The 14,850-nt window shown below is 63.4% G+C and carries 13 protein-coding genes; 8 read left to right on the plus strand and 5 right to left on the minus strand.

The annotated features are described in order from the left end of the window. Positions 1-123: 123 nt before the first annotated feature. Together SO140_RS12045 and SO140_RS12050 are read right to left on the minus strand one after the other, a co-directional pair. Positions 124-2,709, minus strand: a complete 2,586-nt coding sequence (locus tag SO140_RS12045) for a CHAT domain-containing tetratricopeptide repeat protein (protein ID WP_449378250.1) — start codon at positions 2,707-2,709, stop codon at positions 124-126. A gap of 81 nt (positions 2,710-2,790) precedes the next feature. Further along, positions 2,791-3,528, minus strand: coding sequence for a HugZ family pyridoxamine 5'-phosphate oxidase (locus tag SO140_RS12050; RefSeq protein WP_449378251.1), 738 nt, complete (start codon positions 3,526-3,528; stop codon positions 2,791-2,793). A gap of 246 nt (positions 3,529-3,774) precedes the next feature. Between SO140_RS12050 and SO140_RS12055 the strand changes: the two genes are divergently transcribed. The 5 genes from SO140_RS12055 to SO140_RS12075 all read left to right on the plus strand — a co-directional run bounded on the left by SO140_RS12055 (position 3,775) and on the right by SO140_RS12075 (position 7,773). Next, entirely contained in the window at positions 3,775-4,476 is a 702-nt protein-coding gene (locus SO140_RS12055; RefSeq protein ID WP_027520846.1) for a response regulator transcription factor, read from the plus strand. Positions 4,477-4,579: 103 nt separating this feature from the next. Then, a complete protein-coding gene (locus SO140_RS12060; protein ID WP_449378252.1) occupies positions 4,580-6,382 on the plus strand; it encodes a sensor histidine kinase in 1,803 nt (600 codons plus the stop codon). Beyond that, a complete protein-coding gene (locus SO140_RS12065) occupies positions 6,379-6,903 on the plus strand; it encodes an HPr kinase/phosphorylase (RefSeq protein WP_449378253.1) in 525 nt (174 codons plus the stop codon). Before SO140_RS12060 ends, SO140_RS12065 begins: the two co-directional genes overlap by 4 nt. A 133-nt stretch (positions 6,904-7,036) precedes the next feature. After that, on the plus strand, positions 7,037-7,438 hold the full coding sequence (locus SO140_RS12070) for a PTS sugar transporter subunit IIA (RefSeq protein WP_011090868.1): 402 nt from the start codon (positions 7,037-7,039) through the stop codon (positions 7,436-7,438). Further along, on the plus strand, positions 7,435-7,773 hold the full coding sequence (locus SO140_RS12075) for an HPr family phosphocarrier protein (RefSeq protein WP_449378254.1): 339 nt from the start codon (positions 7,435-7,437) through the stop codon (positions 7,771-7,773). The genes SO140_RS12070 and SO140_RS12075 overlap by 4 nt, the downstream gene beginning before the upstream one ends. Positions 7,774-7,900: 127 nt before the next feature. Here the strand turns inward: SO140_RS12075 and SO140_RS12080 are convergent, their stop codons facing one another. The 3 genes from SO140_RS12080 to SO140_RS12090 form a co-directional block, all read right to left on the minus strand. Then, complete coding sequence (locus SO140_RS12080; protein ID WP_449378255.1) at positions 7,901-9,526, minus strand: glycosyltransferase family 39 protein; 1,626 nt, start codon at positions 9,524-9,526, stop codon at positions 7,901-7,903. An 86-nt stretch (positions 9,527-9,612) separates the two neighbouring features. Next, the gene (locus tag SO140_RS12085) at positions 9,613-10,389 is read right to left on the minus strand and encodes a M15 family metallopeptidase (RefSeq protein ID WP_449378256.1); all 777 of its coding nucleotides are present in this window, start codon (positions 10,387-10,389) and stop codon (positions 9,613-9,615) included. Next, complete coding sequence (locus SO140_RS12090; protein ID WP_449378257.1) at positions 10,386-11,744, minus strand: YARHG domain-containing protein; 1,359 nt, start codon at positions 11,742-11,744, stop codon at positions 10,386-10,388. Before SO140_RS12090 ends, SO140_RS12085 begins: the two co-directional genes overlap by 4 nt. Positions 11,745-11,890: 146 nt before the next feature. Here SO140_RS12090 and lepA point away from each other — a divergent pair, with 146 nt between their 5' ends. The 3 genes from lepA (at position 11,891) to SO140_RS12105 (ending at position 14,773) form a co-directional block, all read left to right on the plus strand. Further along, positions 11,891-13,702 (plus strand): translation elongation factor 4, encoded by a 1,812-nt coding sequence (gene lepA, locus SO140_RS12095; RefSeq protein ID WP_474800703.1) that lies wholly within the window; start codon positions 11,891-11,893, stop codon positions 13,700-13,702. Positions 13,703-13,893: 191 nt separating this feature from the next. Continuing rightward, positions 13,894-14,415 (plus strand): hypothetical protein, encoded by a 522-nt coding sequence (locus SO140_RS12100; RefSeq protein WP_449378258.1) that lies wholly within the window; start codon positions 13,894-13,896, stop codon positions 14,413-14,415. Between the two features lie 148 nt (positions 14,416-14,563). Then, positions 14,564-14,773 carry a hypothetical protein gene (locus SO140_RS12105; RefSeq protein ID WP_449378259.1) on the plus strand — a complete coding sequence of 70 codons (210 nt, stop codon included), beginning with the start codon at positions 14,564-14,566 and terminating at the stop codon, positions 14,771-14,773. Positions 14,774-14,850 lie beyond the last annotated feature (77 nt).

Below are 14,850 nucleotides of genomic sequence, written 5' to 3' on the forward strand. Positions count from 1 at the left end.
TCGCGCATGCCTGTTCTAACGCGTGCGCGTAGAAAACGATCGATGGTCGCGCAACCAAATGGGCAAATCAGCGCCGTCAGGGATTTTGCAACGCACAATCCTCGCTGCTTTTCCAGCGCTGTTCTATCGTACCGCACCTTCTCCGATCAGCGCGAAGGGCGCCCAGATCGCAGGATAGGCATTGCGCGGCGAGGAGGCGTCATCGAGATAGGTTAACATTGCGCGCCGCAATGCTTCGGCTCGGCCGAGTCCTGGTTCGTTTTTGAGCAAATCGAAAGTCGATGTGGTCAGCCGGGTGGCAGCTTCGGAATCGACTGCCCAATGCGAGACCAGAAGCGCACGCGCGCCAGCATAGAAGAACGCGCGTGCCAGTCCCGACAACGCCTCCGCGCCAGGCCTGTCGGCGGCGATGGTGTTGCACGCCGATAGCACGACCCAGTCCGCATTGAGCTTGAGCTGCGCGACTTCGCTTGCGGTGAGCAGGCCGTCGTCGAAGTCGGTCGGCTGATCCGGCATCGAGAGCGCGAGCGAAGGCTCGCCCAATCCCTTGACGTCTCCGGCGACGAGACCATGGGTGGCGAAATAGATGATGCTGTATTGGGCAAGCGCTGCCCGCTTCAGTGTCGTCTCGCTGGCGTCGCGGCCGAGATGGACATCGGCTTCGGCAGCACCGACGTCCTTTGCCACGGCACTGAGCTCGTCGGCCGTATCGGGCAGTTGCGGCAGCGCCTGGGCGAGCCGCACGCGATCGACGCCGGCGCCGCGCCAGAATTCGGTATAGGCAAGCGTCGCGATGCTGCGCGCCGCAGCCTTTGTCGCGCGCCGGTCAGCAGGCGCCTCCTGCGCCGGATTGAACAGTGGATCGCCAAAGCCGGTCATCGGCTTGACGCTCTGATCCCTGCGCGCAAAGGCGCGCAGCGACTTCAGGCTGACCACCGAGGGCAAAACCGAGACGGCCTGGCGCCGCAACAACCACGCAGCGCGGCGATAACCCTCGAGCGTGTCCGGAATGGCCGCTTGCGGCTTGTCGGTGACCAGCAGATGAAACGGCAGTGCCGTCAGCGCACCGGAGGGGACCACGAGCAGGCTGCGCTTGTCCTTTGTAAGCGTCTCGACGGGCCCGAGCAGCGTCATATAGAGCTCGTTGGCAAGCGCCAGATCGAACAGCCCCGATTTACCTGAAGAATCGCCAGCCTTGCCGACGTCGAGCCCCTTGCGGAACGCCGAGACCTTTTGCGCAAGCGCGTCAGCGCCGAGCGCAATCCGTTTCCAGTCGACGCCTTCGCGCGTGATCGCGATGACATAGCTCTCTTTGTCGACGGCGGCATAGAGCACCATCGCTTCATCGGCCGACAAGAGCGCCTGGATCTGTTTTACCGCCAGTGGCAGCGGATTGGAGAGCGAGGCATAGTCCGGGAATTCGACGGCAAGCGTCTTCTGCAAGCTCGCGCGCTCGCTTGCGATCGCCGCAAGACGCTGCCGATTGCGCTGCTCGCCGGCCGCATCGCGCTGCCCGGGCTGCTTCGACACTGCGGCGATGATCGCCCTGTCGAGTGCATCTGCCTCCGAGGCGAGATCCTGGTCCCGCCGCGCCAGCTCGGCAAGCCGATCGCTGCCGGCGGCAAGCCGCACCGCGAGCTTGTTCACGGCCGACGCGGCGGAGGATTGCGTGCCGCGCTGGATAGCGGCAAGCGCGTCGTCCAGCGCCTTGTCGTCAGTCAGCAATTGCTGCTGCCGCGCGACAAACAGGACCGGCAGTACGACGCGGAGCTGCGCGCCGCTATTGGCAAGCGCCTTCTCCGCGAGCGGCAGCGCCTCGGCGGTCTTACCCGACGCTTGCAGGAAAAAAGCGAGATTGCTGGTCGAGGTCGCGACATCGGGATGATCGGGTCCGAGCGCACGCTCGCGGATCGAGAGCGCGCGGCGATAGAGCGGCTCGGCATCGGCGAAACGCTGCTCGTGCTCGTAGAGCCCGGCAAGATTGTTCAGCGAGCGCGCAACATCGGGATGGTCGGCGCCCAGCACCTTTTCGCGGATCGCAAGCGAGCGTTTGATCGGCGCCTCTGCATCCGCATCGCGGTTGAGGTCGCGATCGAGCTGGCCGATATTGTTCAGGAGCGTCGCCACTGCGGGATGCTCCGGGCCGCCTGCCTTCTGGTAGATGGCGAGCGCGCGCTGAAACAGCGGTTCGGCGTCTGCATAGCGCTCCTGTTTCACATAGAGCGTGGCGAGATTGTTGAGGGACTGACCGACATCGGGATGTTCGCGCGGCAGCGTCTTTTCGCGGATCGCGAGCGCGCGCTTGAACAGCGGCTCGGCGTCGGCGAAGCGTTGCTGGCGCTGATAGAGCGCGGCGAGGTTGTTCAGCTCGGGCGCGATCTCCACCGTGTCGAGGCCGAGGGATTTTTCCAGAAGTGCGATGGCGCGCTTGTAGAGGGGCTCGGCCTGATCGTCATCACCCTGCGCGACATGGATTTGGGCAATGTTGTTCAGCGCACCGGCGAGATCGCGGCTGTTGTTGCTCTTCTCGAGGCTTGCCACCATGGCCTGCGCTAGCGGCAGCGCCTCCGCATATTTGCCGGCGCGGCTCAGTTCGTTGATCTTGGCGCTTTGCACGGCGAAATTCTGGGCCGTGGCAGATGTGGCAAAGGATGCGCCGAGCGCGAGCGCAAGGCCAGCCGCCAGCGCCAAACGTACATGTCGTGTCATGAAAGCTCTCGTTGCCAACCCAGGCCATATTGCTTGACCATGGGTCGCAGCGATGGGCGTCGCCGTTCATGCCGGCTGTTGCTAACCGCCCTTGGCCCGCGCCTCGCCCGCCAGCTCCACCAGCATCTTGCGCAGCGCGTTGCCATCCGTCACCCGCTCGGGGAACTCGAGCCGCAGCACGGCCTGTTCCGACTGCATGTCCAGGCCCTCGGGATCACAGCCCGTGCAGCGCCAGTCGGCTTCGGCTGCACCGAGCAACCTTGTCGCGTACAGACTCATGGTGTCGCGATGGTCGGCATTCATGTGCGCGACCGCGCGCTCCTCGGCTTCAAGCAGTTCGCCAGCGCCCGCGAGGTCCGTGAGGAACCGCTCGGGCTTGAGATCGAGGATACGGCCGAATCCCGCGACCAGATGGGTTCGGGATGGCTTGATCCGGAAGAAAGAAAAATCCTTAAACGAAACAAAGTCTTCCGCTGAGGGATGGGCGGCCAGGTAGCGCCGGCGCAGGAGCTCCAGCTCGCCTTCCGTCCCCTGCTCCGCCTGTCCCGACAGCATGATTCGGGCTCCTTCCAGGGGATCGCCGGGGCCGCGCTCGTCCAGCATCAACGAGACCCGCCCGTCGGCGAGGATATTTTTGGTATGCACGGCAAGCCGCGAGATAAGCAGAATCGGCGAGCCGTCGGGGTGGCTTGCCAGATTGACCAGGGAGCAATAGGGATCGCCCGTACCGGGCATCAGGGTCGCCAGCGCTCCCTGCCGGGAGCGCCGCAGCAGCGATTTGGCGAGCTTTCCGGGGTCGAAATCGGAGGTCGGTTGCATCTGATTCTCTTCGGTTTTCCGGCTTTTACGGGTTGCAAGGCCGGCCTTTTCGGGGTTAAACGGGGTCCGGTTACGGGTCGGACCGCGGCAGCTTCGCCGCGTTTCGAGGAACTTTGGTCACACTTCAGCCCAGCTTGCATTGCTCGGTGACAAGGTTCGAACCCCAGGTTTGGGGGCCCATGTATGCGGCGCATCACTGAATTGCTCGCCGTTTTAGATCACGACCCCAACGGAAAGCAGAGGCTCATGCCCACAATCGCTTTGGTCGACGACGACCGCAACATTCTCACATCCGTCTCGATTGCGCTGGAAGCCGAAGGCTATCGCATCATGACGTACACCGACGGCGCCTCCGCGCTGGACGGCTTCCGCACCACGCAGCCCGATCTTGCCATTCTCGACATCAAGATGCCGCGCATGGACGGCATGGAGACGCTGCGGCGGCTGCGCCAGAAATCCGATCTGCCGGTGATCTTCCTCACCTCCAAGGACGAGGAGATCGACGAGCTGTTCGGCCTCAAGATGGGTGCCGACGATTTCATACGCAAACCGTTCTCGCAGCGGCTGCTGGTCGAGCGCGTCAAGGCGGTATTGCGTCGCTCGGCGCCGAAGGACCCGACCGCCGCGCCGAAGGAGAACGACGCCAAGGCGCTGGATCGCGGCCTTCTGCGTATGGATCCCGAGCGACACACCTGCACCTGGAAGAACGAGCCGGTGACGCTGACGGTCACCGAATTCCTGATCCTCCAGGCGCTGGCGACCCGGCCCGGCGTGGTGAAGAGCCGCAACGCGCTGATGGATGCTGCCTATGACGACCAGGTCTATGTCGACGATCGCACCATCGACAGCCACATCAAGCGGCTGCGCAAGAAGTTCAAGGTGGTCGACAACGAGTTCGAGATGATCGAGACACTTTACGGCGTCGGCTACCGCTTCAAGGAAGCCTGAGGCGAGCTGGCCTCTTTCGGGGACTTTGCGGACTGACGGGGTTGTCGGTCTCGGCTAAGATGCGGGACCAATCGCACGACCAGTCCTAACGCGGGCGTAAGCATTGCTTGACCGGACACAGCCTGATTCCAGCCTGAACGCCGAGGATGTCGTGTCCACGGGCGTTCAGGACTATTCGGCTGAGGAGAAGCAGGTCGCGCAGGGCTGGCGGCCTCTGAACTGGCTGAAGCGCGCCGGACAGTTCTTCTTCGCTCTCTCTTTCTCGAGCCTGACCCGCCGCATCGTCTCGCTGAATCTCGCCGGCCTCGTCGCGCTGGTCGCGAGCATCCTTTACCTGTCGCAGTTCCGCGCCGGCCTGATCGACGCGCGCGCGCAGAGCCTGTTGGTGCAGGGAGAGATCATCGCGGGGGCGATCGCGGCCTCCGCGACGGTGCAGACCAACGCCATCACCATCGACCCCGACCGGCTGCTCGACCTCAAGCTGGGCGACAGCTATAGCGGGTCGGACGACTATTCGCCGCTGGATTTCCCGATCAATCCGGAGCGCGTGGCGCCGGTGCTGCGCACGCTGATCTCACCGACCAAGACGCGCGCGCGGATCTACGATCCCAACGGCATCCTCCTGCTGGACAGCCGCAACCTCGAGAACGTGCTGCGATACGACCTGCCGCCGCCGTCCGAGAAGCCCGGCATCCTCGAACGCGGCATGACCTCGGTGCGCACCTGGCTCAACCGCGGCGACCTGCCGCTCTATCGCGAGCTCGGGCCCGAAAACGGCAATGGCTATGACGAGGTGGGTGACGCGCTGAAGGGCCAGAAGCGGTCGATGGTGCGGGTCAATTCGCGCGGCGAGGTGATCGTCTCGGTCGCAGTGCCCGTGCTGCGCTCGCGTGCCATCCATGGCGCCTTGATGCTGTCCACCCAGGGCGACGATATCGACCAGATGGTCACGGCCGAGCGGCTGGCGATCCTGAAAGTCGGCGGTGTCGCAGCCGCCGTCATGATCATGCTGTCGCTGCTGCTCGCAAGCACGATCGCTGGTCCCGTCCGGCGCCTCGCCGACAGTGCCGAGCGCGTCCGTCGCCGCACCAAGTCCCGCATCGAGATCCCCGACTTCACTCGCCGCCGCGACGAGATCGGCCATCTCTCCGGCGCGCTGCGCGACATGACCAATGCGCTCTATCGCCGCATCGAGGCGATCGAGATGTTCGCCGCCGACGTCGCGCACGAGCTGAAAAACCCGCTGACCTCGCTACGCTCGGCGGTCGAGACCTTGCCGCTCGCGCGCAACGACACCAGCCGCGCGCGCCTGTTGGAAGTGATCGAGCACGACGTGAAGCGGCTCGACCGCCTGATCTCGGATATTTCGGATGCGAGCCGGCTCGATGCCGAACTGCAGCGGCAGGATGCTATCCCGGTCGATCTGCGGCGGTTGCTGACGACGCTCACCTCGGTCGCCAACGAGACCAAGCTCGGCCACGACGTCGCGGTCGAAACCCGATTCGAAGGCCGCGGCCCGACCGACGGCCTATCCGTAACCGGCCACGATTCGCGGCTTGGGCAGGTCATCTCCAACCTCTTGTCGAACGCGCAGTCCTTCTCCGAGCCGGGCAACAAGGTGCGCATGACCTGCCGCCGCGTGCGAACCGAGATCGAGATCTTGGTCGACGATGACGGCCCCGGCATCCGCGAGGACGCGCTGGAGCGCATCTTCGAGCGCTTCTACACTGATCGCCCGCATCAGGGCTTTGGCCAGAACTCCGGCCTCGGCCTGTCGATCTCCAAGCAGATCATCGAGGCCCATGGCGGACGCATCTGGGCGGAGAATCGCGTTGGTACCCCGGACGCCGACGGCGAGCCCACGGTTGCCGGCGCACGCTTCCTGGTGAGGCTGCCGGCGCTATGAGCGAGGACAGCGCTAGCGTCCACGCCTCCGCGGTCAGAATCGGGAATAAGGCTGTGCTGATCCGGGGGCCCTCGGGCGCCGGTAAATCGCGCCTTGCCTTCGATTTGATCATGGCGGGCCGCGCCGGGATGGTCGAAAGGGCCGTTTTGGTGGGCGACGACCGTGTCCATCTGGCGACAGTCGGCAACGAAATTGTAGTCCGCCCTGCCCCCGTCCTGGCCGGCCTGATCGAGATCCGGGGCCTCGGCATCCGCCGCTGCGACTTCGTGGAGCATGCGACTGTCGGCCTCGTGGTCGACCTCGCTGCCCCTGATGCGGAGCGCCTGCCGTCGCCAGAAGCCCTGAAAACCAACATTTCCGGTGTTGAATTACCGCGAATCCCGGTCGGAGTGGGTCACCAGGCCCTTCCCCTGGTTGTCGCGGCCTTGATCACTACCAAGAGTTCATCTTCCGTTAACCCTTCGGGCGATTGTTTGAAGGGAAATGGTAACCATATGAACCCCACTATCGCGACCGAATAGATCGGCGCAGCTCCCCTCATCCATCCGTCTAGATTCAGGGAGATACGCAACATCCCCTCTTGCGCGGGGGCTCTGGATGGTCAAAGTGGCGCGTTCGTGCGGCGCACCAAAAGCGCCCGCGAGGAGTTTTCCGATGATTGGTCTAGTACTTGTGACCCACGGGCGCCTTGCCGACGAGTTCAAGGCAGCGCTTGAGCATGTCATGGGCCCACAAAAGCAAATCGAAGCGATTACGATCGGTGCCGAGGATGATTCCGATCTCTGTCGAAGCGACATTATCGAAGCGGTTAATCGCGTCGATTCCGGCGACGGCGTTGCGATCCTAACCGATATGTTCGGCGGCACGCCGTCCAACCTTGCAATATCCTGCATGAGCCGACCCAAGGTCGAAGTGCTGGCGGGCATCAATCTCCCAATGCTCGTGAAGCTCGCCAAGGTGCGCGAGGAGCGCGCGCTGCCCGACGCGATCGCGATGGCCCAGGAGGCCGGCCGCAAATACGTCACCATCGCCAGCCGCGTGCTCGCCGGCAAATGAGCGACGACGCGCCACTCGGAAGTGAGGCCAGTCCTCCTGCGGGAACTGGCGTGCCCGAAGGGGCGATCTCCAAAGAACTGCTGATCATCAACAAGCGCGGCCTGCACGCGCGCGCGTCTGCAAAGTTCGTGCAGGCGGTGGAACGCTTCAACGCGCAGGTCTGGGTGACGCGCGGCGGCGAGACCGTCGGCGGCACCTCGATCATGGGGTTGATGATGCTGGCCGCAGGGCCCGGCACGACGATCACCGTTTCAGCCAAGGGCGATGACGCCGAGGCCGCGCTCGCCGCGATCACCGAGCTCGTTGAAAGCAAGTTCAACGAGGAAGGGACGTAGCGGCTTCAGCGAATGAAGCTGCGTAGGGTGGGCAATGCGAAGCGTGCCCACCACTCTCCAACTCTCGACAGAAGTGGTGGGCACGGCGCTTCGCACCTTCGCCCACCTTACAGCTTGCGGCGAAGAGTTACCCTCCCGGCGGCGCGATGTAGACGTTCCACGTCATCGCAGGGCCTGCCTTGCCATGGGTGAAGCGGCGCGTCGTCATCACGATCCGCTCGGCGTTCGGCGCGGTTTCCTTGACCCATTTGTCGAAATCGTCCGCGCGGCCGTCGGTGGGATCGAACACGCCGATGAAGCCGAGGCGCTTGACGTCCTCCGCTGCGGTCAGGCCGGAGCTCCAGGCTTCGTGCGGCGTGAACGGGCTCGGATGATCGGGGCTGTAGAATGCCATCGGCTGGATGGTTTCCATGGTGCCGGCGACGATCGGCCAGCGTGAGCCGAAGCGGGTGCGCCACGCCTGCGTCAATTCACGCGCGAGCTCGGAGCGCGCGCCATAGGTCGCGGTGTTGCCGGCATTAGCGGCCATTTCGCGCGCGGCAATCCAGGGCGAAGCGGCGAGCGTTGCCAGCGACAGCACGAGCCAGATCGCTGCAACGTTGAACAGGCTCGCGCGCTGCACGCGCAGCGCCGGGATCGAAACCAGCGCCAACGGCACCAGGAAGAACAGCGAGATGCCCCAGTCCGTCTTCATGTAGATGCCGAAGGCGAGCGCGCCGAGCGGCGGGCCGACCGCGACGATGATCTGGATGATCCAGATATTCAGCGCCTGCGAGACGTTGACGCCAGGATTGTCGCCGCGCGCCCAGGCGCGGCTGACGATCGCCAGGGGGGCGCGCAGCAGCAATCTCCACCACGGCGGCACCAGCGCCATCGCCAGTGCCGCCAGCGCCACCGGGAGTGCGAGCAGTGCGAAATTATGCAGGGCGTAGCCGCGCACGAGATCGTTGATCTGCGCGCGATCGCTGAGGCTGTAGGTGTCGCCGGCATAGGTCAGCGGCACGAAATGCGCGTCAGCCAGCCAGATGCCATGCGGGATCATCGCGACGAGCAGCGTTGCGATTGCAACCCATGGCGCCGGCGAGGCCAGGAATCTGACGCGATCCGGATGGATCAGCGCGGCAAGGCCGATGGCGCCGATCATGGTCAGCACCCAGTATTTCGTCATCAGCGCGAGCGCCCCGGCGAGCCCGAGCAGGACGCCGGATTGCCAGCTCCGTTTCTCGAACGCGTTGAGATAGGCGAGCACGAGGAGCGGGAGCGTGACGAGTTGCAACAAATCCGGGTTGTACTTGAAACCCTTGAAGTTGAAGATCGGGTAGAGCGCGGTCATCACCAGGACGAGGAATGCGCGCCGGGCGTCGACCACACGCAGCGCGATCAGCCAGCAGATCACCATGCCGAGGCTGACGGTCACCATCGCGAGCGCATAGGTCGCCCAATCCATCGGCGGAAAGACCATGAACCAGAGGCCTGCGATCCAGCCCGACAGCGGCGGGTGCTTGCCGTAGCCGAGCAGGAATTTCTGACCCCAGGCATAGGCTTCGGCGACGTCCATGTGAACGTCCTGCGCGGCCTTCAGATTGATCAGAATGAAGGTCCACACCACCGCATGGAGGACGGCGAGCTGGATCACCAGCCACAGGCGGGTTTTGGGATCGGTGGCGCTGGCGACCAGCCGGGCTACGAGCCGCCTCGGGCTCAAACCGCGCTTCGCGTGCGTTCCGGCGGGCAGGATCGAAGTCGTCGACATGGGTCGTTGCCTAGCGCGTTTTGCGCTTTAGTGAAATCAGCTTGGCGTGAATGAGAACCGCTGAACGCGCCTTTGGCGCGGAAAAGTTATCGAGAACCACCAACCAGGAGTTCCGGGCGGTATTCGAAATGCATGGTGTCGTAGTGATACCATTTTCCGCCCCAGATGAATCCGTGGCGTTCGAAGATGTCGACGATCTCCCGCGGCATCCTGTTCTTGTAGGGAACGGACTTGCTTCGGCCCGCCCACAACCAATAGTCGGAGTATCGCAAGTTCAGATCGATTGCGGCGGCATAGCCATGCATGCTCATTCTTCCGGTGTCGGCGACGGGCCGGCACGACAGGACGCCCGCAATGGGAAAGGCGGCAGCCTTCAGCGCGGGATCGAGCTTTTCGATCTCCGCTGACACCTCTCTGAGCCGATCGGCGACGCCATTGATCCGCGTCACCCGGATCGTCTTTCCCCACGACCGGGGCAGCCAGACGACGGTGACGAGATTCCGCTGGACCTCGCCATTGTGGCAATCGCCATACATCTTCTTGAAGAACGCCTCGTTCCGGAACCTTCCGGGATCAGCGTTCAATGCAGGGGGCGCGGAAGCGCCGACAGGATAGGGCAAACGCAGCTGGTCGAGAATGGAGGCATTGCGTAGGCGCTGATCAAAAGACTTGTCGTCGACACCATCGTCCACGGGCATGGTCGTGCCATCACGCCAAAGAATGTGCTTGCCGTCGTGGCTCGACAGAGCTTCGGGATAGGCACGAACCAGCCGATCGAGCAGTTCGGTCCTGGTTTGGGCCTTCGCAGGCGCGGGTGCAAGCAGGAGAACGATGAGGACGCGGGCCGCCCGCGACGCGATCATCGGTGCTTGCCGGCCTGATCGAGCAGCGCGATGTTGGCCTCCTCGATCGAATTGAGCTTGGGATTCCATGTATTGGGCGAATACCACGGGAAGCGCTCGAAGCGGGCTTTCAGATCCGCCGACTCGAAATAGCGTCCCCGTCGCGCAAAGATCTCGTTGCGCGCAAGGCGTAGCTCGTCGTTCGAAAGCCCGCGCAGATCGGCGGGAGTGAGCAGGCGCCGGTCCGAATCGGGAAAGATGAAACCGTTTTGAGTCGGTCCGCCGGATTCGTAACGCTCGATCAAGGCAACGTTTGCCTTCTCGACGGCGTTCAGCTGAGGGTCCCAGGTGTGGGGCGCGTACCAGGGGAACATTGAAAACCTGGCCGTCAGATCTGGCGAGTTGAAGTAGCGCCCTCGCCGCGCAAAGATTTCGTTGCGCGCAAGGCGCAGATCATCCTTGCTCAACGTCCTCAGATCGCTTTCGTCAAGCAGGCGTGTATCCGAATCCGGAAAAAGGAAGTCCGATTGTGTCCTCGTCACGGAAGGCGCGGAAGACGGAAGGTTGGAAGGCGGCGGCACGACCGTCGCCGGCACATCGACCGTCGCGACCTGGGCTGCTGGGCCTCCGGAGAAGTAGAACGAGCCATCGATCGGGGAGGTGGAAACCCAGGGTTGCTGCGCGCTTCCGGTCGCACGCTTCACTGAGAGTCCCACCTGATTGAACGTCTGCAGCACATCGAGCCCGGGCCGCTGCATCGTTTCGACCAGCGCCCGCGTATAGGGGCTGTGGCCATCACTCCCGTCGAGCGCAACGTTTCCAGGCTGCGTCGCATAGGAGAGCAGCGTTCCCTCCGGTGCGCGGATTTGCGCCAGGCCGCCGTCCGACCCACGCAAGCCGCGACCGCCAAATGGATTGTTCCTGCAGGCATCGAGGATGACGATGTTCAGCTTGGTACCTGCTCCGTCCATCTGTCGAAGCACCAGCGCAACATCGACCATCTGGAAATCGACGTCTGTCTCGCGGGCTGGGTTCGCCGTAACCGGCACGAGATAGTTCGTTCCGCGAATCTGGATGCCGTGCCCGGCGTAATAGAACAAGGCGACGTCGGCACCGATCAATTGGCTGCCGAAGTGCTGGACCGCGTTGTCGAACCCCGCCTTGTCCAGCTCGACCTGGGCGGTGCCGCCGACCAGCGTGAAGCCGAGCCGTTGCAACGTATCGGCCACCAGCAGCGCGTCGTTCTTCGGATTTTCAAGCCGCGGCACGCTCTGGTAGGCGGAGTTGCCGATGACGAGGGCTACGCGCTTCTCCGCCGAGGCCGGGGAGGTAAAAGATGCGGCAAATACGAGAATGCAAAGAATTTTCCAACGCATGGCCCGCCTCCACCATTGAAAGCTGCAAAAATAGCAGAGGCGCCGCCTGAAATCGATGGGTTGAAGGTTTGGGAAGCCCTGAGCGATCCCCCGGCAGATCAAGGGAATGGTTGCCGCACGGGGATGTGAGTGGTATCCCGCGCCCCATGACGACCGCCCCCATTTCCAACATCCGCAATTTCTCCATCGTCGCCCATATCGACCATGGCAAATCGACCCTGGCCGACCGCCTGATCCAGATGACGGGCGGCCTGTCCGAGCGCGAAATGGCCGGCAAGGAGCAGGTGCTCGATTCCATGGATATCGAGCGCGAGCGCGGCATCACCATCAAGGCGCAGACCGTCCGGCTCTCGTACCGCGCCAAGGACGGCAAGGATTACATCTTCAACCTGATGGACACGCCCGGCCACGTCGACTTCGCCTACGAGGTCTCGCGGTCGCTGGCGGCCTGCGAGGGTTCCCTGCTCGTGGTCGACGCCAGCCAGGGCGTCGAGGCGCAGACGCTCGCCAACGTCTACCAGGCACTCGACAACAATCACGAGATCGTCCCGGTCCTGAACAAGGTCGACCTTCCGGCCGCCGAGCCGGAAAAGATCAAGCAGCAGATCGAGGACGTCATCGGCATCGATGCGTCGGATGCGGTGATGATCTCGGCCAAGACCGGCCTTGGCGTGCCCGATGTGCTGGAGGCCATCGTCACCCGCCTGCCGCCGCCGAAGGGCGACCGCGACGCGACCTTGAAGGCGCTGCTGGTCGACAGCTGGTATGACGTCTATCTCGGCGTCGTCGTGCTGATCCGTGTCGTCGACGGCATCATGAAGAAGGGCAGCCGCGTCCGCATGATGGGCACGGGCGCCGCCTACGACGTCGAGCGCGTCGGCTTCTTCACGCCGAAGATGCAGCAGGTCGACGAGCTCGGCCCCGGCGAGATCGGCTTCATCACCGCCGCGATCAAGGAAGTCGCCGACACCCGCGTCGGCGACACCATCACCGACGACAAGAAGCCGGTCGCTGAGATGCTGCCGGGCTTCAAGCCGGCGATCCCCGTGGTCTTCTGCGGCCTGTTCCCGGTCGATGCCGACGACTTCGAGACGCTGCGCGCCGCGATGGGTAAGCTGCGCCTGAACGACGCCAGCTTCTCCTTCGAGATGGAGACCTCTGCCGCACTGGGCTTCGGCTTCCGCTGCGGCTTCCTCGGCCTCTTGCACCTGGAGATCATCCAGGAGCGGCTGTCGCGCGAGTTCGATCTCAATTTGATCGCGACCGCGCCGAGCGTCATCTACAAGATGAAGCTGACCGACGGCGCCGAGATCGAGATCCACAACCCCGTCGACATGCCCGACGTGGTCAAGATATCGGAGATCGACGAGCCCTGGATCGAGGCCACGATCCTCACGCCGGACGAATATCTCGGCAGCGTGCTAAAACTCTGCCAGGACCGCCGCGGCTCGCAGAAAGAGCTCACCTATGTCGGCTCCCGCGCGATGGTGAAGTACGACCTGCCGCTCAACGAGGTCGTGTTCGACTTCTACGACCGCCTGAAATCGGTCTCCAAGGGCTACGCCTCGTTCGACTATCATCTCACCGACTACAAGCCGGCCGATCTCGTCAAGATGCAGATCCTGGTCAACGGCGAGCCGGTCGATGCGCTCTCGATGCTGGTGCACCGGACCCGTGCGGAGGGCCGCGGCCGCGCCATGGTCGAGAAGATGAAGGAGCTGATCCCGCAGCACATGTTCCAGATCCCGATCCAGGCGGCGATCGGCGGCAAGGTGATCGCGCGCGAGACCGTGCGCGCGCTGCGCAAGGACGTCACCGCAAAGTGCTACGGCGGCGACATCACGCGTAAGCGGAAACTTCTGGAGAAGCAGAAGGAAGGCAAGAAGAAGATGCGGCAGTTCGGCAAGGTCGACATCCCGCAGGAAGCTTTCATTGCCGCGCTGAAGGTCGACAGCTGAGGCGGATGAGACGGGGGCCGGCCTGGAGCCGGACAACAAAAACTCGAAAACAACCCCATGCAAAGTAGCCGGCGACGGCCGGCGCGACACCTTCCGATTTTACGAAATTCGATTGACACGTCGGGCAAATCACCGGCATGATGGCATCATCGCGACCCGTGGAATCGGCAGAGTCCTGCTGGGGGAAGACGATGCATCGCTCGATCAACGTGATCGCGGCTATAGGCCTTGCACTTGGTGGCGCCCTGGGAATGGCGGGGGCCATGGTGACGCAACAGAACGTGCAGGGGATTCTGTGGGCGATCGACGGCTCGGGACTCGTGATGGCCGCAGCACTGCTCGCCACAAAATACTTTCGGGCAGGGCATGACGTTGTCGCCGGCGGCTTTCTGGTTTTTGCCATCGGCGAGGGCATCATCATGCTTTCAGGCCCTGCGGCAGGTGTTGCGGGCAGCATCCCGGCGTTTGCCGCCGGCAGCGCTCTTTGGGGGACAGCGCTTCTCCTCATCAGCATTCCCGGGCTGTTCGCCATGCCAATCCGAATCCTTGGCATCGTGAGCGCGGCCCTGTTCATCGTCACCGCGGCGAGAATTTTCTGGGGTGAGCCGCTAGAGCCAACGTCCATACCGTTGCCGACCTACGCCTATCCCGTGCTGGTCGCGACCTTCGCCGGCTGGATCTGGACACTCTGGCGAGAAATCGACGGCAAATAGCGTAGCGCGTTAACAGCGACACGAAGTGGGTCGCCGAGCTCTGCTTTATTTCGTGGGCTGGTCGAACCCGAACCGAAATCGACGACACTATTCCTCTGCGTATCGTACGGCCACGCCCGTCCTGGCGTCGCCCCGAGGAAGGTCTGTCATGCGGAAGCGAAACTGGCGTTTGATCGCCGTCGGCGTGGTGCTGCTGGCTCTCGCCGTGCTGTTCTTTCTGTCCATGCGGGACATGACACCCTGGTCCAACAATCCTGTCGTCCTGATGCGCACGGTCGGCGAAGTCTCCGGTGCCGTCGGCGGCCTTAGCATCGTCATGATCATGTTCGGGTTGATCGGCCGCAAGGCGCCGGCCTGATAGCACTACTTTGGCAGATCGTTGATTTTGCCGTGCTTTATAGGATTCCCGAATCAATTTTTCAATGATTCATAGGT

The organism is Bradyrhizobium sp. UFLA05-108, from assembly GCF_059803455.1.